The sequence below is a fragment of the Pseudoalteromonas qingdaonensis genome, from assembly GCF_038739665.1.
Lineage (GTDB): Bacteria > Pseudomonadota > Gammaproteobacteria > Enterobacterales > Alteromonadaceae > Pseudoalteromonas > Pseudoalteromonas qingdaonensis.
The window spans coordinates 48,273-67,014 of sequence record NZ_JBCGCU010000002.1 but is presented as its reverse complement, the minus strand read 5'-3'; the positions used below and the strand labels follow the sequence as shown (position 1 = coordinate 67,014).

Annotated in this window: 15 protein-coding genes and 5 tRNA genes; 4 read left to right on the top strand and 16 right to left on the bottom strand. The window is 48.1% G+C overall.

Annotation, left to right across the window (positions count from 1 at the left end):
• Positions 1 to 17: 17 nt before the first annotated feature.
• The 11 genes from WCN91_RS02425 to WCN91_RS02375 all read right to left on the bottom strand — a co-directional run bounded on the left by WCN91_RS02425 (position 18) and on the right by WCN91_RS02375 (position 9,454).
• A complete protein-coding gene (locus tag WCN91_RS02425; RefSeq protein ID WP_342675937.1) occupies positions 18 to 1,919 on the bottom strand; it encodes a SurA N-terminal domain-containing protein in 1,902 nt (633 codons plus the stop codon).
• 158 nt (positions 1,920 to 2,077) lie between these two features.
• Positions 2,078 to 2,350, bottom strand: a complete 273-nt coding sequence (gene hupB / locus WCN91_RS02420) for a nucleoid-associated protein HU-beta (RefSeq protein WP_105199131.1) — start codon at positions 2,348 to 2,350, stop codon at positions 2,078 to 2,080.
• 224 nt (positions 2,351 to 2,574) lie between these two features.
• The gene (gene lon / locus WCN91_RS02415) at positions 2,575 to 4,935 is read right to left on the bottom strand and encodes an endopeptidase La (RefSeq protein ID WP_342675935.1); all 2,361 of its coding nucleotides are present in this window, start codon (positions 4,933 to 4,935) and stop codon (positions 2,575 to 2,577) included.
• A 156-nt stretch (positions 4,936 to 5,091) separates the two neighbouring features.
• Entirely contained in the window at positions 5,092 to 6,375 is a 1,284-nt protein-coding gene (clpX, locus tag WCN91_RS02410) for an ATP-dependent protease ATP-binding subunit ClpX (protein WP_342675933.1), read from the bottom strand.
• Between the two features lie 122 nt (positions 6,376 to 6,497).
• The gene (gene clpP, locus WCN91_RS02405; RefSeq protein WP_342675931.1) at positions 6,498 to 7,112 is read right to left on the bottom strand and encodes an ATP-dependent Clp endopeptidase proteolytic subunit ClpP; all 615 of its coding nucleotides are present in this window, start codon (positions 7,110 to 7,112) and stop codon (positions 6,498 to 6,500) included.
• A 104-nt stretch (positions 7,113 to 7,216) separates the two neighbouring features.
• Positions 7,217 to 8,521, bottom strand: a complete 1,305-nt coding sequence (tig, locus tag WCN91_RS02400) for a trigger factor (protein ID WP_342675929.1) — start codon at positions 8,519 to 8,521, stop codon at positions 7,217 to 7,219.
• A 405-nt stretch (positions 8,522 to 8,926) separates the two neighbouring features.
• A tRNA-Pro gene (locus WCN91_RS02395) sits at positions 8,927 to 9,003 on the bottom strand.
• A 61-nt stretch (positions 9,004 to 9,064) separates the two neighbouring features.
• A tRNA-Pro gene (locus WCN91_RS02390) sits at positions 9,065 to 9,141 on the bottom strand.
• A 21-nt stretch (positions 9,142 to 9,162) separates the two neighbouring features.
• A tRNA-His gene (locus tag WCN91_RS02385) sits at positions 9,163 to 9,238 on the bottom strand.
• A gap of 8 nt (positions 9,239 to 9,246) precedes the next feature.
• Positions 9,247 to 9,323, bottom strand: a tRNA-Arg gene (locus tag WCN91_RS02380).
• A 54-nt stretch (positions 9,324 to 9,377) separates the two neighbouring features.
• Positions 9,378 to 9,454, bottom strand: a tRNA-Pro gene (locus tag WCN91_RS02375).
• A gap of 363 nt (positions 9,455 to 9,817) precedes the next feature.
• On the opposite strand from WCN91_RS02375, the gene folD reads away from it, so the two are divergent.
• Entirely contained in the window at positions 9,818 to 10,672 is an 855-nt protein-coding gene (folD, locus tag WCN91_RS02370; protein ID WP_342675927.1) for a bifunctional methylenetetrahydrofolate dehydrogenase/methenyltetrahydrofolate cyclohydrolase FolD, read from the top strand.
• A gap of 207 nt (positions 10,673 to 10,879) precedes the next feature.
• Here folD and WCN91_RS02365 read toward each other — a convergent pair whose 3' ends face one another.
• Together WCN91_RS02365 and cysS are read right to left on the bottom strand one after the other, a co-directional pair.
• On the bottom strand, positions 10,880 to 11,776 hold the full coding sequence (locus WCN91_RS02365) for a DMT family transporter (protein WP_342675925.1): 897 nt from the start codon (positions 11,774 to 11,776) through the stop codon (positions 10,880 to 10,882).
• A gap of 141 nt (positions 11,777 to 11,917) precedes the next feature.
• Entirely contained in the window at positions 11,918 to 13,297 is a 1,380-nt protein-coding gene (gene cysS, locus WCN91_RS02360) for a cysteine--tRNA ligase (RefSeq protein WP_342675923.1), read from the bottom strand.
• Between the two features lie 187 nt (positions 13,298 to 13,484).
• On the opposite strand from cysS, the gene WCN91_RS02355 reads away from it, so the two are divergent.
• Both WCN91_RS02355 and WCN91_RS02350 read left to right on the top strand, forming a co-directional pair.
• Entirely contained in the window at positions 13,485 to 13,976 is a 492-nt protein-coding gene (locus WCN91_RS02355; protein WP_105199123.1) for a peptidylprolyl isomerase, read from the top strand.
• Positions 13,977 to 14,278: 302 nt separating this feature from the next.
• Positions 14,279 to 15,016, top strand: a complete 738-nt coding sequence (locus WCN91_RS02350; protein WP_342675919.1) for a UDP-2,3-diacylglucosamine diphosphatase — start codon at positions 14,279 to 14,281, stop codon at positions 15,014 to 15,016.
• An 81-nt stretch (positions 15,017 to 15,097) separates the two neighbouring features.
• Here the strand turns inward: WCN91_RS02350 and miaE are convergent, their stop codons facing one another.
• On the bottom strand, positions 15,098 to 15,868 hold the full coding sequence (gene miaE / locus WCN91_RS02345; RefSeq protein WP_342675917.1) for a tRNA isopentenyl-2-thiomethyl-A-37 hydroxylase MiaE: 771 nt from the start codon (positions 15,866 to 15,868) through the stop codon (positions 15,098 to 15,100).
• A gap of 153 nt (positions 15,869 to 16,021) precedes the next feature.
• On the opposite strand from miaE, the gene WCN91_RS02340 reads away from it, so the two are divergent.
• A complete protein-coding gene (locus WCN91_RS02340; protein ID WP_342675915.1) occupies positions 16,022 to 16,621 on the top strand; it encodes a Yip1 family protein in 600 nt (199 codons plus the stop codon).
• Positions 16,622 to 16,695: 74 nt separating this feature from the next.
• On the opposite strand, the gene purF is transcribed toward WCN91_RS02340, so the two are convergent.
• Together purF and WCN91_RS02330 are read right to left on the bottom strand one after the other, a co-directional pair.
• A complete protein-coding gene (purF, locus tag WCN91_RS02335; RefSeq protein WP_342675913.1) occupies positions 16,696 to 18,210 on the bottom strand; it encodes an amidophosphoribosyltransferase in 1,515 nt (504 codons plus the stop codon).
• 18 nt (positions 18,211 to 18,228) lie between these two features.
• The gene (locus WCN91_RS02330; protein WP_105199246.1) at positions 18,229 to 18,723 is read right to left on the bottom strand and encodes a CvpA family protein; all 495 of its coding nucleotides are present in this window, start codon (positions 18,721 to 18,723) and stop codon (positions 18,229 to 18,231) included.
• Positions 18,724 to 18,742 lie beyond the last annotated feature (19 nt).

Genomic DNA, 18,742 nt, shown 5'->3' with positions numbered 1-18,742 from the left:
TTTATGCTTTGCGAATATTATTCGCCTTGCGGTGCCATTGGCTTACGCAGTACTTCCGCTTGCGCTTCTAGCGCTTCTACGAAGGTCTGGTAGTTTTTGTTAGCCAACTGCATGGTCAGGCTTTGCTTTATTTGCTCGTTCACCTCGGTTTCGCTCGGCGTGTTTACCGACTTAAGCGCTACCAGAGCTACATTGCCGTTATTAAGCTCAACCAAGTCAACTACAGGAGCCGTATCTGGGTGTGCCAGTTTGAACACCTGCTGAGTCAATGCTGGTGGTACGCTAAAGGTACGACGCGTTAGCTTGTCTTCGCTTTGCAGCTCAACACCGGCTTGCTCCGCTAAGGCAGCGATTGCCGTGCCCGCTTGTAGCTCGGCGAATAGAGCCTCGGCCTGCTCTTTGGCAAGAGAGGTTGCTTTTTCTGCTACCAGGATATCTTTAATTTGCTCACTTACCTGAGCCAATTCTTTGGTCGCTGCTGGCTTGTATTCAACAACACGCACAACTACAACATGCTCACTGCCCAGCTCTAACACTTCTGAGTTAACACGGTCTTCAAGCAACTCAGGCGAGAAGATAACTGCAGCAACATTAGGCTGATTTAGCGGCGCAGGAAGTTGTCCACGCGCTAGCAAGTCTGTAGTTTGCACAGTAGCGCCAATGGCTGTTGCTGCATCTTCCAGGCTATCCGATACTTCAAACGCCAGCTCTGCAAGCTCGGTTTGCTTTTCATAGTAGATATCGGCTTTTTCTACTTTCTCAAGCTCGCTGCGGATCTCCGGCTCAACATCGGCTAAAGCCTTGCTTTCACCCGGCTGTAAGTCGGTTAGTTTAATAATGTGGTAACCAAACTCAGATTGTACTACCTCTGAAAGCTGACCCACCTCAGTTAAGGCAAATGCAGCATCTTCAAAGTCTGGGTCAAGCATATCACGCTCAATCCAATCAAGATCACCACCTAGCTCGGCACTTACTATGTCATCTGACTGAGTTTCAGCCAGCTCGGCAAAGTCGGCACCCTGCTGTAATTGTGCAAGCAGCTCTTCAGCTTTTTGCTGGGCCGCAGCATCGTCTTCGCTGTTCTCAACTAGGATATGAGCAACGCGACGCTTTTCCGGCTCGCTGTACATGGCTTGGTTCTGCTGATAATACTCGGCAATTTGCTCGGCGCTGATTGGCGTTGCTAATTCAAGATTGTCGGCATTAAGCTCAACGTAAGCCACTTTAACCTGCTCAGGAGCTAAGAACTGCGCCTGGTTCAAGTCATAGTAGTTTTGAATTTCTTCATCGCTTACTGTCACAGTTTCTTTGTACTTGGCGTTATCAAGCACTAAGTAATCGATGGCACGTTCTTGCTGCTGTAGACCCACCGCCAGGCTTAGCTCGTTGCTAAGCGTGAAATCGGTACCAGCTAAGGCGCTTACCAGTTGTGAGCGGGTCATTTCTTTACGAAGAAACTCGCGGAAGTCATCGGCCTGGAAACCCATTTGACGCATTACCTGAAGGTAACGGTCGTTGCTGAACTTGCCGCCAAACTGGAAGGCAGGCATGTCTAAAATTGCTTTACGTACTTCTGCATCGCTGATGCGTAAACCCATTTCTGCCGCTAATTGCGATTGTAGTTCTTGTTGGATTAAGCGGTTGATAACAGACTGGCGAAGTTGTGCCATAAAAGTTGGGTCATTAGCTAATTGCGCAAAGTATTCACCGAATTGCTGCTCTTGACGAGCGCGTTCGTTGTCGAATGCTCTGGCAAAGTCGCGCTGCGTGATTTTTACACCGTTCACCTCAGCGACGGATTGCTCGGTAGTCTGACCTAAGTAGCCCCCGATCCCTGCCAAAGCAAAAGATAAAATCACTAGCCCTAGAATGATTTTGGCCGCCAAGCCTTGCGAGCCTTCTCTGATTTTTTCTAGCATTTATCTTTATCTCTATTTATTTAGTACCCCCTCCACCTTGCTTGGCTTTTGCCTCGCAATAAAGTGAAGGATATAAAAAAAGCGTATCTTAGCAGATACGCTTTTTCACTTGAAGCTAACAATCGTTTTCCGTTTGCTAGCAATTCAAGTTTCGCAAATTAATTAACTGCGTCTTTAAGCGCTTTGCCTGCTTTGAACGAAGGAATGGTTGCAGCAGCAATTTGAATTTCTTCGCCAGTTTGTGGGTTACGGCCGGTGCGAGCAGCACGCTCACGTACAGAAAAAGTACCGAAACCAACTAGAGCAACTGAATCGCCATCTTTAAGTGCATTTGATACTGACTCAATGAATGAATCCAACGCACGACCGGCAGCCGCTTTAGAGATATCAGCATCAGCTGCGATTTGATCGATTAATTGAGACTTATTCACAATATCATCCCCTTACATTGTTATTATCCAGAACGACTCAGCTTGTGAAAAGTGTTCAGCGTGAGAGCGTCTCTGTACTATTAAATTTAGAAAAGAACGCATCCTTTCCAAACGCCTTAATCGTCTTGAAACCTAGGCCACATAAGGCCTAGGGTCAAATCCAGTGCCTAACTTATCACACCTTAGTGATTTGAAAAGCCCTTTGAGAAATTTTTTTACTATTTTCACTCACTTTTTGCGCAATCAGCGCTAAAACGCTCGATTGGCTGGGCTAAAGCTATCTCCAACACCTGGTCAATCCACTGCACAGGGTGAATTGACAGGCCTTCGCGCACATTCTCAGGGATCTCTTTTAAGTCGCGCTCATTCTTTTGCGGAATGATCACCGTCTTAATACCACCTCGGTGTGCGGCCAAGAGTTTCTCTTTTAAACCACCGATAGGCAAAACTTCACCACGCAGAGTAATTTCCCCTGTCATAGCCACATCCGAGCGCACTGGGTTACCGGTGAGGCTAGACACCAAGGCGGTGACCATGGCGATACCCGCACTTGGGCCGTCTTTTGGCGTTGCCCCTTCCGGCACGTGCACATGAATATCACGCTTTTCATGGAAATCGGCGTTAATACGCAGCTTCTCGGCGCGGTCGCGCACGACCGTCATGGCCGCTTGAATCGACTCTTTCATTACATCGCCCAAGGAGCCGGTATAGCTTAGCTTGCCCTTGCCTGGCACTGCCGATGACTCTATGGTCAGCAAATCGCCGCCCACTTCGGTCCAGGCTAAACCTGTTACCTGACCAATACGGTCATCGCCTTCGGCTTTACCATAGTCGTGACGCTTCACTCCCAGGTATTCCTCAAGGTTGCTCTCGTCTATGGTGATATGCTTCAGGCTCGTATCAAGCAGGATATTCTTCACTGCTTTACGACACAGCTTAGAGATTTCACGCTCAAGACCACGCACACCCGCTTCACGGGTGTAGTAACGAACAATACCGATAATGGCGCTGTCATCTATGGTCAGCTCGTTTTCCTTTAAACCGTTACGCTTGATCTGTTTAGGAATCAGGTGCTGCTTGGCAATATTGAGCTTCTCGTCTTCGGTGTAACCGGACAAACGGATCACTTCCATACGGTCCAACAAGGGGCCTGGAATATTGAAGCTGTTTGAGGTCGCCACAAACATCACATCCGACAGATCGTAATCCACCTCAAGGTAATGATCCGCAAAGGTGCTGTTTTGCTCCGGATCTAACACCTCAAGCAGTGCTGACGACGGGTCGCCGCGCATATCCGATGACATCTTATCGATTTCATCAAGCAAGAACAGCGGGTTACGTACACCCACCTTGGTCATATTCTGAATTAGCTTACCCGGCATAGAGCCAATATAGGTACGGCGGTGACCACGGATCTCCGCTTCATCACGCACCCCACCTAAGGCCATGCGCACATATTTACGACCGGTAGCACGGGCAATACTCTGCCCCAATGAGGTTTTACCCACACCTGGAGGACCAACCAAACACAAAATAGGCCCTTTCAGCTTATTGGTACGCTGTTGCACCGCTAGATATTCGATAATACGGTCTTTAACCTTTTCTAAACCGTAGTGGTCGGCATCAAGAATTTTCTGCGCCCCAGCCAGGTCTTTTTTCACCTTGGACTTTTTCTTCCACGGTACATTGGTGATGGTTTCTATGTAGGAGCGCACAACCGTGGCTTCTGCCGACATAGGCGACATCATTTTCAGCTTTTTCAGCTCGGCCATGGCTTTTTCTTCGGCCTCGCCTGGCATGCCTGACTCGGCAATTTTCTTTTGCAGCCCTTCGAACTCATCCGGTACATCGTCAAGCTCGCCAAGTTCTTTCTGGATGGCCTTCATCTGCTCGTTGAGGTAATACTCACGCTGCGATTTTTCCATCTGCTTTTTCACTCGGGCGCGGATCTTCTTCTCAACCTGAAGCAGATCGATTTCGCCTTCCATCATGGCCATCAGGTATTCCAGGCGCTCGGTGACGTCACTTATCTCCAGCACCTTTTGCTTTTCCGGCACCTTAATCGGCATATGCGCGGCCATGGTGTCGGCCAGGCGCGCCGGCTCTTCGATACCAGATACCGAGGTTAGTACCTCAGGCGGGATCTTTTTATTCAGTTTTACATAGCCTTCAAACTGGCTTATCGCACTGCGAATAAAGATTTCATGCTCACGCTCATCAATATCGCTGGAGGGAATATATTCAACCTCGGCAACAAAGAAATCGTCTTCTTGGGTATATTTTTCGATGCGCGCGCGCTGCGTGCCTTCAACCAGCACCTTAACCGTGCCGTCAGGCAGCTTTAATAGCTGTAATACGCTGGCAACCGTACCTACGGTATAAATTTCATCGCTGGTTGGATCGTCCACCGAGGCGTCTTTTTGCGCCACCAGGAAAATTTGTTTGTCATTCTCCATTGCTGCTTCAAGGCAATGAATGGATTTTTCACGACCGACGAATAGCGGGATCACCATGTGGGGATACACCACCACGTCCCTTAAAGCCAGTACAGGAATCTCTACGCGATCCGTTCTTTCAAGCGTCATGCTAACTCTCTTCGGACTTCTTAAAATTTAATGATTACCCAAGTATATGGGGATTGGCTGGGCAAAGTTCAACAAATTTATAAAAAAAGGAGCCTGAGGCTCCTTTTTATTTAGAATTGCTTATTTTTTACACCATTTCATTGAAATGAAAAGGTATTATTCAGAAGCAACCTTATCCTGATTATTGTTCTCGTAGATAAGTATGGGGTCTGACTCACCCTTGATCACAGTTTCATCAATAACCACCTTGCTGACATCTTCCATGGACGGCAATTCGTACATGGTATCAAGCAATACGCCTTCTACGATTGAACGCAGACCACGGGCACCGGTTTTACGCTCCATCGCTTTGTGAGCAATGGCCTTAAGTGCGTCTTCACGGAACTCCAGCTCAACATCTTCCATCGCAAAGAGCGATGCAAACTGCTTAGTCAGTGCGTTCTTCGGCTCATTCAAGATTTGGATAAGGGCATCTTCATCGAGCTCGGTTAATGTCGCAACCACAGGCAGACGACCGATAAACTCAGGAATAAGCCCGTATTTAACCAGATCTTCCGGCTCTACATCTTTAAAGGTTTCGCTCAGGCTGCGCCCGGCGCTGCTCGATTTCACATCAACGCCAAAACCAATTCCGGTATTCTTAGCGCTGCGCTGCTCGATAACCTTATCAAGACCGGCAAAAGCACCACCACAGATAAAGAGGATCTTAGAGGTATCAACCTGTAAGAATTCCTGCTGCGGATGCTTACGGCCACCTTGCGGTGGTACCGAGGCTACCGTGCCTTCGATCAGTTTCAATAATGCCTGCTGTACGCCCTCACCGGATACATCACGAGTGATAGACGGGTTATCAGACTTACGAGAAATCTTATCGATTTCATCGATATAGACTATACCACGCTCGGCTTTCTCAACGTCGTAATCACATTTTTGCAGTAGTTTTTGGATGATGTTTTCAACATCCTCACCCACATAACCGGCTTCGGTTAAGGTGGTGGCATCGGCCATGGTAAAAGGCACATCCAATAGGCGCGCCATGGTCTCTGCAAGCAGGGTTTTACCACTACCAGTAGGACCGATCAGCAGGATATTACTCTTGCCTAGTTCAACGCCGTCACTGTTACCAGCGTTACGCAGACGCTTATAGTGATTATATACAGCAACCGACAGTACTTTTTTGGCGTGTTCTTGGCCAATTACATAATCATCGAGGTGAGAGCGGATCTCTTTCGGAACCGGCAACTTGTCGGATGCGCTCGCTTTAGGCGCGATATCCTTAATTTCTTCCCTGATGATGTCGTTACACAGGTCAACACACTCATCACAAATATAAACGGATGGGCCTGCGATCAACTTACGTACTTCGTGCTGAGATTTACCACAAAACGAGCAGTACAGCAGTTTACTTGTCTTTTCGCCGTCTGTTGGTTTATCGGACATTCAGCTACCTCATTCTTTACGCTACGAGCTTTATTACATTGTAGCAAATGGACTTCTTTAACAAATATACCAAACTTTGCGGCGCATTGCGCCGCCAATTGGTTATAAGCGCGGCAATTAGATTACTTGGCGCGGCGGTCGAAAACAGAGTCAACCAAACCGTATGCAACCGCTGCATCGGCATTCATAAAGTTATCACGGTCGGTATCATTGGCGATGATATCCAAAGGCTGACCCGTGTGCTCTGCCATCAATCTATTTAGCTTATCTTTGATGGACAGGATTTCTTTAGCGTGAATTTCAAAATCAGACGCCTGACCTTGGAAGCCGCCAAGCGGTTGGTGGATCATCACCCGTGAGTTAGGCAGACAATGACGTTTACCCTTGGCACCACCTGAAAGTAAAAATGCGCCCATGCTGGCTGCTTGACCTACACACAAGGTGCTAACGTCAGGCTTGATAAAATTCATGGTGTCGTAAATAGACATGCCCGCAGTAACTGAGCCACCTGGAGAGTTGATATACAGGTGAATGTCTTTTTCTGGGTTTTCTGATTCTAAGAATAGCAACTGGGCCACAATCAAATTGGCCATATGGTCTTCAACCGGACCCGTTAAAAAAATGATTCGCTCTTTAAGAAGGCGCGAGTAGATGTCATAAGAGCGTTCACCCTTAGCGGTTTGCTCTACCACCATGGGAACTAATGCGTTAAGCGGATCTGTCATACCATTGTTCATTATTACTTGATTCCTTAATGAGCGATACAAACTAAAATGGCTCGGTGCTTTGCGAGCAAAGCATACGAGCCATTTAAACGTTGCTTGTAACTTAAGTCAACGACTTATTGAGCCGCCTGCGGGTTCATGATGTCGTCGAACGCAGTTTCTACGTCAGTTACTTTAGCTTTCTCAACGATTGCTTCAATCGCTTGCTCTTCCATGGCAACGTTGCGCATTTGCTGCATTAGTTGCTCATTGGCTTTGTAGTATTCAACTACTTCGCTTGGATCTTCGTAAGCAGAAGCCATAGTGCTGATTAGCTCTTCTACTTTCGCGTCGTCAGGCTTGATTTCGCCAGACTTGATCACTTCACCTAGTAGTAGGCCAGTTTTAACGCGCTTGATAGCTTGCTCTTGGAATAGCTCAGCTGGAAGCTCAGGCATGTTTTGAGCGTCGCCGCCAAAACGCTGTGCAGCTTGCTTGCGAAGTGCGTCGATCTCTTGCTCTACAAGGGCTTTTGGTACTTCGATTTCGTTTTGCGCTAGAAGACCTTCGATCGCTTGCTCTTTAACCTTAGCTTTAACAGCTTGGCTAAGCTCACGGCTCATGTTCTTCTTCACTTCTTCTTTAAGTGCGTCAACGCCACCTTCGGTGATACCGAATAGTGCTGCGAACTCATCGTTAAGCTCTGGAAGCTCTTGTACTTCTACTTTCTTCACAGTGATAGTGAACTGCGCGTCTTTACCTTTTAGGTTTTCAGCGTGGTACTCTTCTGGGAAAGTTACATCGGCAACAACTTCTTCACCGGCTTTCTTACCAACGATGTTGTCTTCGAAACCTGGGATCATACGACCTTGGCCAAGCTCAAGTGGGAAATTCTCAGCTTTACCGCCTTCGAACTCTTCACCGTCGATAGTACCAACGAAGTCGATAGTAACGCGTGCATTGTCGCCAGCAGCTTCTTCAGACTCAGTCCATGAAGCGTGTTGCTTACGTAGCGTCTCTAGCATGTTAGCTAGGTCTTCGTCTTTTACTTCAACAACTGGTTGCTCAACTTCGATGTTCTCTAGGCCTTTAAGCTCAACTTCTGGGTAAACTTCAAAAGTGGCTTCAAACTCTAGGTCTTTACCTGCTTCAAGCGCTTTAGGAGCGAAAGTAGGTGCACCAGCTGGATTGATTTTTTCAGCGATGATTGCATCGATGTAGTTACGCTGCATTAGGTCACCAGCTACTTCTTGAAGTACAGCGGCGCCGAAGCGTTTTTGGATGATAGAAACTGGTACTTTACCCGGACGGAAACCGTCAATACGCTGAGTTTTAGACAGTTGTTGTAAGCGTTTTTTAACTTCGGTCTCAACGTTCTCTGAAGGAACAGTGATAGTCAGACGGCGCTCAAGGCCTTGAGTCGTCTCAACAGAAACTTGCATGATTTACCTCAATCTTCAAATATGGCGGCGTTGCGCCTTCATTACATACACGGCGATCGTTTATCATGGCCAATCACGTAAAATGGCAATTTTGCCGCGGTGATGACGAGGGCGATCCCTATGCCTGCACTGCCCTAGGGGCACTTATGTTTAACAATAGACGCGGCATTATAACCTAATATTTATAAGAGTCGAGAGCGCAGGCCAAGAAATTAGCGGATCTGCGGCTGATACGCATCACTTAGGATATTTTGCATACAGTTCGTGGCAAAACGCTTAAAGATAGAGATAGCGAAAATAATCTAAATCAAGGTGATAAATAAAAAAGGATATTTTCTAAGAGGGGAAGTTGATTAGCCTGATGAAAGTGCCAAAAAATGTGTTTTCTTTTTTTATTAAAGAAAGTGGTCGGCGTTGCAGGATTTGAACCTGCGACCCCTTGGACCCAAACCAAGTGCGCTACCAAGCTGCGCTAAACGCCGATACTCAAATTGTGTTTTCTAAATATTTTTGCATTGACCTTCACTTTCTTTAAAGAAAGTGTGGTCGGCGTTGCAGGATTTGAACCTGCGACCCCTTGGACCCAAACCAAGTGCGCTACCAAGCTGCGCTAAACGCCGATATGCGTATATTAAGAAAAATGGGGCGACTGACGAGACTTGAACTCGCGACAACCGGAATCACAATCCAGGGCTCTACCAACTGAGCTACAGCCGCCACAATAATGGCGCACCCGGAAGGATTCGAACCTTCGACCGACGGCTTAGAAGGCCGTTGCTCTATCCGACTGAGCTACGGGCGCGGTGCAACGAATACTTCTTCGTGTGCTATCAAGTATTACTTTCATTAATGAAAGTGGTCGGCGTTGCAGGATTTGAACCTGCGACCCCTTGGACCCAAACCAAGTGCGCTACCAAGCTGCGCTAAACGCCGATACTTGCCGCTGCCTAAGGAATCAAACCTGACCCCTCGTTGACAACGGGGTGCATAATAGTGATTTGACCTGACGAGGTCAAACATTTTTTTCGCCGCAGCAGTGCGTTTGCTTATTTTTAACCCGCTTTGTTTAAGTTTTAACGATTTTGTTCGATATTTTATCAATTTAGCCCACAAAACAGTGCTTTCCTTATGGTCACAGCTTGGCTAGGAAGCGCTTTTCTGCGAAAATATTGGCCTAGTTCGGTGCGGTAACCCCTTTTTATACCGCATGGGACAAATAAAAGTATTTCGTTCTAATTATGTGTGACTATTTTAGCGCCCCCTAAAGAGCACACTCACCCCAATTGAAGGTTACTCATGACGGCAAACATCATTGATGGTAAGGCAATTGCAAAGCAAGTTCGCGCCCAAGTGGCAGCGCGTGTTGCCCAGCGTAAAGAGCAAGGTCTGCGCGCACCAGGCCTGGCGGTTGTACTGGTAGGCCAAGATCCGGCAAGCCAGGTTTATGTAGGCTCTAAGCGTAAGGCATGTGAAGAAGTAGGCTTTGTTTCTAAGTCTTACGATCTGCCAGGCGATACCAGTGAACAACAACTTCTTGATTTAGTTGACGAGCTTAATGCCGATCCTGAGGTTGATGGCATCCTAGTCCAATTGCCGCTTCCAGAGGGCCTAAACGCTGAAAAGGTACTAGAGCGTATTACTCCACATAAGGATGTGGATGGCTTCCACCCTTATAATATAGGTCGCCTTGCCCAGCGTATGCCGGCACTGCGTCCTTGTACGCCAAAAGGCATTATTACCCTGCTGGACTCAACCGGCGTTCGTTACAAGGGTATGCACGCAGTCGTTGTTGGCGCTTCAAACATTGTTGGTCGCCCTATGTCTCTTGAGCTGCTACTGGCCGGTTGTACTACAACCGTTTGTCATAAGTTCACCCAGGACTTGGAAGCCCATGTGCGCCGCGCCGATGTAGTAGTGGTAGCCGTAGGTAAGCCAGCGTTTATTCCTGGCGAGTGGATCAAAGAAGGTGCCTTGGTGATCGATGTGGGCATTAACCGCTTAGACGATGGCACCCTAGTCGGCGATGTGGCCTATGATGTTGCCAGCCAACGCGCCAGCTATATCACTCCAGTTCCTGGCGGTGTGGGCCCGATGACGGTTGCCAGCCTGATTGAAAACACCCTGGAGGCCTGTGAAAACTATCACAGCTAGGTATCACAGCTAAGTAATAGTGTTAATCACGTCAAAGGCCAGCTTTAAATGCTGGCCTTTTTGTTATACCAATTCTGTTAAGTATGTGCTCAGATATAGCGCTGGATAAATGAGATGATCACAAGGCGGAATTTTTCTTATGTAGTTATTCTACATCGAAAAATTCCAACACAGTGAGCATGATATTTAGCCCGCTAGAATGATTAGCTATTTAAGAGAATTGGTATTAGCCCATCTTGAGCGCAGTAATTGCACCCCTTGCGGCGTTACCGAAAATACTATCATCGCCATCATCAAGGCATATTGCCAACCTTGATACATCTCTGCCAATAACAGCACCGCGGTAATAATTCCAGCAATGGGATTGGCTATGGTGCCAAAGGTAAACTCCACCACAGACATACGCCCCAACAACCACACATATAAGCTGTACGCCAGCGCGGTGTTGGGCAGCACCAGCCACAAGATTGCCAACCATTGTTGGCGCTCGATGGGATTTTGCAGCGCCTGATAAGCCTCGGGTTCAAGATAAAATGCCTGGATAAGTGCAGCAATAGCAAGCAAGGTGCCACCGAGGATCAGCTGCCAAGTCAGTACCGTCCACCAATGAATATGCATGGAGAACTTTTGCACCAGGGCACTGCCAATCACTATGCAGAGCAAGGAGGCAAATAACGCCAGCATGCCAATCAGGGTTAAACTCACTTCTTTTGGGTCGAACAAGAGCCAGGCTAAAAAGACCAGAGCCAGTGCGCAAATGGATTGCACCAAGGCGGGCCTCTGCCCTTTCACCAGCCAGGCATAAAGCAGCGCCACCACAGGTACGGAAACCATGCCAACCCCAGCAATGGCCGCTGGCAAATTAACCGCCATAACAAAGATACAGGCAAAAAACAGGGCGATATTCACCGTCGCCAATAGCAGCAAGGGGCGCCACTGCCCGCCTTTGGGTAAAGAAGGTTTAATTAGCCACAGCACAATCCCTGCCGGTAAGGCCCGCAAGGCACCGAGTAAAATGGGTGGCCAGTCGGGCATGGCGTACTTGGTGACCGCGTAGGTGGTTCCCCATAAGAAGGCGGGGATCATGGCAAGAAAAATATTCATTCGGATTCCTGATTGATAATAACGGCAGCCAGGCTAAAACCTTAAGCTAGCCTGAGGTCAAGACATAAAAGCACAGAGGCACAAACAAAAACGCCGCGAACAAATGCGCGGCGTTTTTAACAAGGCGTTATACCTTTGCGTTTACGCTTTACGCCAGGTGGTTTTACCGGCGCTGTCTTCAAGCACCACACCCAAGGCCGTAAGTGCATCACGGGCTTCATCCGCCGCAGCCCAGTCTTTGTTCTCACGGGCTGCACGACGCTGTTCAATCAGCGCTTCGATGTGCGCCGCCTCATCGTCGTCCTGCTCACCCTGAAGGAAAGCCGCTGGGTTTTGCTGAGCAATACCTAATACTTCCGCCAGTTTCACCAGCAGGTAAGCATGTTGACCCGCCGCTGGCGCATCTTCACCCTTAAGGCGATTTACTTCTTTTGCCAGCTCGAATAACACAGGCAAGGCTTCGGGGGTATTGAAATCATCATTCATGGCCGCTTCAAAACGCGCCGCATACTTGTTGCCTTTAAGCTCAATCTCAACCGGCTCAACATCGCGTAAGGCGGTGTAGATACGCTCTAAAGATGCACGGGCTTGCTCCAGGTTTTCCTGCGAGTAGTTCAACTGGCTGCGATAATGACCATTGATCAGGAAGTAGCGCACGGTTTCACGGTCGTAGGCTTTTAATACCTCACGCACGGTAAAGAAGTTGCCTAATGACTTAGACATCTTTTCTTTATTTACCTGCACCATGCCGGTGTGGAGCCAGGTTTTCACGTAGCGGCCGTTGTTAGCACAGCACGACTGGGCAATTTCGTTCTCATGGTGTGGGAACTGCAGATCCGAACCACCACCGTGAATATCAAAATACTCGCCTAAGTGCTTAGAGCTCATGGCCGAACATTCGATATGCCAGCCTGGGCGACCTTCACCCCAAGGTGATGACCAGCTTGGCTCACCGGCCTTGGCTTTTTTCCATAGCACGAAGTCCAAAGGATCGTCTTTACCTTCGGCAACTTCGACACGGGCACCGGCCTGTAGCATCTCTAGGTCTTGCTGTGATAGCTTGCCGTAGTCATTAAAGCTGGACACATCGAACAGCACGTCGCCACTTTGTGCGATATAGGCATGCTCTTTGGCAATAAGGCGCTCGATCATGGCGATAATGTCATCCATATGACCCGTTACCGTAGGCTCGATATCCGGCGCCAAAATATTTAGGGCTGCAAAGTCTTCATGCATGGAAGCCGTCATGCGCTTGGTTAACGCATCGATAGGCTCTTTGTTTTCATTGGCACGAGCAATGATCTTATCGTCCACATCGGTAATGTTGCGCACATAGGTGACGTCATAGCCAAGGTAGCGAAGGTAACGGTTCATCACGTCGAACGACACATAAGTACGGGCGTGGCCAACGTGGCAATAATCGTAAATGGTGATCCCACACACATACATGTCCACTTTATTGGCATTCAAGGGCTCAAAGTGTTCTTTTTGACGTGAAAGTGTGTTGTATATCTGCAACATTACAAGGGGATCCTATCGGTTATATTAATGGCGCTATCTTACCACCGCACTGGGCAGGCCGCCACCGAACAAAAGACCAAAACCAACAAAATTAAAGGACTTAATGGCCCTATCCTCCCTTAGTCAATTGAGAGTTTCGCCACCGTGGGATAAAATAATCTTTTACCTCAATACATAGAGAATCATCATGGTTGTATTAGAAACCAATATGGGCACCATCAAGCTGGCGCTATTTGAAGCAGAAGCACCTAAAACAGTTGCCAACTTTTTAAACTACGCCAAATCAGGCTTTTACGATGGCACTATTTTCCACCGTGTTATCGATGGCTTTATGATCCAAGGTGGTGGTTTTACCCCAGGTATGGACCAAAAGTCTGTGCAAGACCCAATTGATAACGAAGCCAACAACGGCCTAAGCAACAAAGTGGGCACGGTAGCCATGGCGCGTACGCCGGATCCACATTCGGCCACCGCTCAGTTCTTTATCAATGTAAACAACAACGACTTCCTAAACTTCAGCAGCGAGACGTCGCAAGGCTGGGGTTACTGTGTATTTGCCGAAGTTGTTGAAGGCATGGACGTAGTAGAGAAGATCAAAGGCGTAGCCACAGGCTCTGCTGGCTTCCACCAAGATGTACCACTTGAAGACGTGGTGATCACTAAGGTTACTGTCGAGTAATACTTTAATAAGCGCGGCTCAGCCGCGCTTTTTCTTGGGTCTGTTTATCTTTTAGGTTTACTTTATGTTCAATCTAAACGCATTCTGATCACGACGCTCGTTATGCTGCATAGTCATTCTATGTACATAACGAGCAACACAGAGCAGGATGTGTTTAGATGAACCCGTAGGGCAGCGCTTGTAGCGCATTTCAACTGTGTTGTTACATGTTTATGTAGAATAACTACACCACACATGTGCCGTACACTACAAACTGCTGCAGAAACAAACAACAAAGGTCAACAGACCCTAATAAGGGCCCCATGAAACGTACGCTGTTTATTTCCGACTTGCATTTGAGCGCCGCTCAGCCAGATATCACCGCCGCCTTCTTTGAGTTTTTAGACACCCATATAAATGCAGATGTGGATGCGCTTTATATTCTCGGTGATTTTTTCGAGGTCTGGGTGGGTGATGATGCCAATGAGCCACTGAGCGATGATATTGCCATAAGATTAAAAGCGATAAGTGATAGCGGCGTAAAGGTCTACTTTATTCATGGCAACCGTGACTTTCTGCTCGGCAAGAAATACGCAGCCCAGGCGGGCATGACTTTACTGCCCGAGCAAAGCGTAATCGACCTCTATGGCACACAAGTGGTGCTGCTCCATGGCGATGAAATGTGCACCCAGGATATCGAATATCAAAAGTTTCGCCGCAAGTCGCGCGGTTGGTGGTGGCCGAGATTAATGCTGGCCATGCCGCTTTGGTATCGCCGCCGCGTTGCCCGCAATGCGCGTATTAAGAGTAAAATGAGCCAGCAAAACAAACGCGCTGAGATTTTAGATGTCGAGCCTGGTGCGGTACTGGATACCTTTGCTGAGCATAAGGTGGAGCTGATGATACACGGCCACACCCACCGCCCCGCCATTCATGACCACGGCGGTAAAACCCGAGTGGTACTGGGTGATTGGTATGAGCACAGCTCCTACATAGTGGCTGATGCTAGCGGCCTGACCTTGTGCCATGGCCATGAGCGCGAGCGCCTTTACTTTAAATAGCTCACACCGAAAAAACGATAAGCCCAAGCACTATTAACGCTTGGGCTTTTTTGCTTTTGTTAGGCGCTTTTAGTTTAGGTACTAAGCGGCAACGGGCGCGCCACTGTGAAACTTAAAATCCTCATCCGGCGAAGCAATTAACTCCGCTTCAACCTCACCAAAAAATTCGATGCGCTCGGAAATATCCTCACCGGCGAGAGCTGAAGCCAGGGTCAAATAATCCTGATAATGACGCGCTTCAGAGCGCAGCAGGGATACATAAAACTCACCCAGACGCGCATCCACATGGGGCGCCAACATGGCAAAACGCTCGCATGAGCGCGCTTCTATATAGGCACCGCAGATCAGCTTGTCAGTCAAAGCCTGGGGCTCATAGGTGCGTACATGGCGCAATAACCCCTTGGCATAACGGCTGGAGGTGATTTTATCGTAGTCGATACCGCATTCCTGCATGATCTCCAGCACCTGATAAAAGTGGTGCAATTCTTCTTTTATCAAAAGCACCATTTTATCTATGAGTTCCTGGCCGTAAGGTACGCTGGATTTGGGGATCATGGATTTGTTGAGCTTATTATGATCGGCAAGAGCGCGCCAATCGCCGACTTGGCGATAGGTGAAGTCTTCATAAGGCTTAAGCCACTGCAACAAGGCCTCACCACTTTGCTCGTCCACCGCATAACGGCGGATTAAAAACATGGCGCTCTGCGCGGCTTTAAGTTCACAGATCAGGTGATCGGTCAGAATAATGCGCAGATTTTCCGGCTTTTTTGCTTCCTCAACCCAGGATTGCGGTGTTTCACAACGCAAAAAAGAATGAATGGGTGCTAATAAGTCTTGGTACTTGGCCAACATAACTTTAATCAATGTCTTGGTAATTGGCGCTATTTTACCATATTCATCGCGCGGGGGGACTTTCTTGACAAACCTCAAGCTCTGGACGATACATAGATGAGTGCTGGTGAAAAATAATACAGCCAAAAACCAGTTTATTTAAGGGGTAACTATATGATTCTAAATCATCTTTGGGGCTTGTACGCCCATCCGGTTGAAGAGTGGCAAACCATCGACAACCGTCACGAAAGTCTACTTTACAGCTTATCGCACATTCTACTTATCGCCCTGATCCCCAGTATCATGGGTTATTATTCGGCGGTTCATCTAGGTTGGAGCATAGGCGCTGGCGATCCTGTCTATTTGACTCACGACAGTGCCCTGCTTATTGCTGGCGCCATGTATGTGGCCTTGATTGCCGGCGTATTTGCGCTGGCCTATTTGGCTCATTGGATGGCAAAAACCTTTGGCGCCGAGCCGACCTTTACGCAAACACTTGAGCTTGCAGCTTATACCTCAACGCCGGTATTTATGGCGGCCTTTGCGGCCTTCTATCCGACCTTATGGTTTATTGTCTGCGTTGGCTTGGTAGCGCTAAGCTATTCGGTGTATTTGCTTTATACCGGCGTGCCGATTTTGATGCATATTCCCCATGAGCGCGGCTTTATTTATGCCAGCTCTGTGGTGACCTGCGGCCTGGTGCTCTTGGTGATTATCCTCGCGGCGACCGCTATTTTATGGACCAACGGCATAGTTTCACCTGTCTTTAGTTAGCCGCCTTCAGCCGCTAGCAATAATTTTAAGCAATAAAAAAGGAGCCAAAGGCTCCTTTTTTAATCTCTATTCGCTTAATCGTCTTGGTTATGAATTTCCAAGTTTGCCGACATCGCCTTTTCACGACCAGACTTGGCCGAGTCGTTACGTAGCTCGTCGATACGATTTAGATAATCCTGGTCGATATCACCTGTCACATAGTTACCGTCGAAAACCGAGGTTTCAAAACGGGTGATTTCCGGGTTCTCCTGCGATACCGCAGCAACCAGATCTTCCAGTGATTGATAGATAAGGCCATCGGCGCCAATGCTGGCATTGATGTCTTCTACTTCACGACCATGAGCGATCAGCTCGGCAGCTGAAGGCATATCGATACCATAAACGTTCGGGAAGCGTACTTCCGGTGCCGCTGAGGCAAAGTAAACGTTCTTAGCGCCGGCTTCACGGGCCATTTCAACGATCTGGGCTGAAGTGGTGCCGCGCACGATTGAATCATCAACCAATAATACGTTTTTGCCTTTAAATTCTCGGGCAATGGCATTGAGCTTACGACGTACCGACTTTTTACGCAGTTCCTGACCCGGCATGATGAAGGTACGGCCGATATAACGGTTCTTCACAAAGCCCTGACGGTAAGGAAGTTCAAGTACAGAAGCAATTTCCAAAGCGATGTCACATGAAGTCTCAGGAATTGGGATCACCACGTCAATGTCCTTATCAGACCATTCGCGTTTGATCTTCTCGCCCAGCTTGGTACCCATGTTTACGCGGGTAGCATAAACCGACATATTATCGATAGTTGAGTCAGGACGGGCAAAGTAAACGAATTCAAAAAGACATGGGTTGCAAACCGACTTATCGGCACACAATTGCGAGAACAACTGGCCGTCTTCGGTTACATAAATGGCTTCACCCGGAGCTACGTCACGGATAACTTCAAAACCGTCCGTGTCCAGCGCCACGCTCTCTGATGAGAACATGTACTCTGTGCCCTTTTCAGTTTCGCGCTTACCAAAGATAAGCGGACGAATACCATGCGGGTCACGAAACGCCACCATGCCGTGGCCGATGATCATGGCGATAGTGGCATAACCACCGATAACCTTAGAGTTCACCTCTGAAATCGCCGTAAAAATATCTTCTGCGGCTAATTTCAGCTTGTCGCACTTGCTTAGTTCATGAGCAAGCACGTTTAGCAGGATTTCGGAGTCCGAGGTGGTATTTACATGACGGCGCGCTTCGTTGAACAGCTGCTCTTTTAGCTGCTCGGCGTTGGTCAGGTTACCATTGTGAGCCATGGCAATACCGAATGGCGAGTTCACGTAGAAAGGCTGGGCTTCCGCTGAGCTTGAGGTACCTGCGGTTGGGTAACGCACATGACCCAGGCCGATGTTACCTTGTAGGCGCTTCATGTGTCTTGTATGGAACACATCTTTTACTAAGCCATTGGCCTTGCGCAGACTAAAGGTATTGTCCTCAATCGTAATAATACCCGCCGCATCCTGACCGCGGTGTTGCAAAACAGTTAAGCCATCATACAAGGCCTGATTAACAGGCGATGTTCCGACTATACCAACGATACCACACATTAAAATTTTCCTCGCCGATTAACGGTTAGCTGAATTTAAAAAGCTTGAGTTGTTCTCGAGGTAGTCAAAAAACCACTCGATCACAAAGCCAAATTCAGGGATAAGTCGAGATGCGCTCCACCAGTTTGTATTTGGGGCTCCGGTAAAGGCATCGAGAAAGAATAGAATGGCGCTGACGACCAACACGCCACGCAAGGCACCAAACACGATTCCAAACACGCGATCGGTACCCGACAAACCAGTGCGCTGCACCAACTCGCCTAAGATGTAATTTAACAAGCCACCCAACAACAGCGTAGAGAAGAACAGTATGGCTATCGCTGCGGCATTTCTTAAAAGGGGTTCTGAAATATTGGTTAGGTAGGAAGCTAAATAGGGGTAAAAGATACTGGATACAAAAAACGCGGCGGCCCAAACGGCCAGCGACATAGACTCTTTGATAAAGCCTCGCACTAAGCCAATAATGGTAGACAGTGCAATAATGCCGGCAATGGCGTAATCAACCCAGATCATAATAACCACTAGTCGTTAA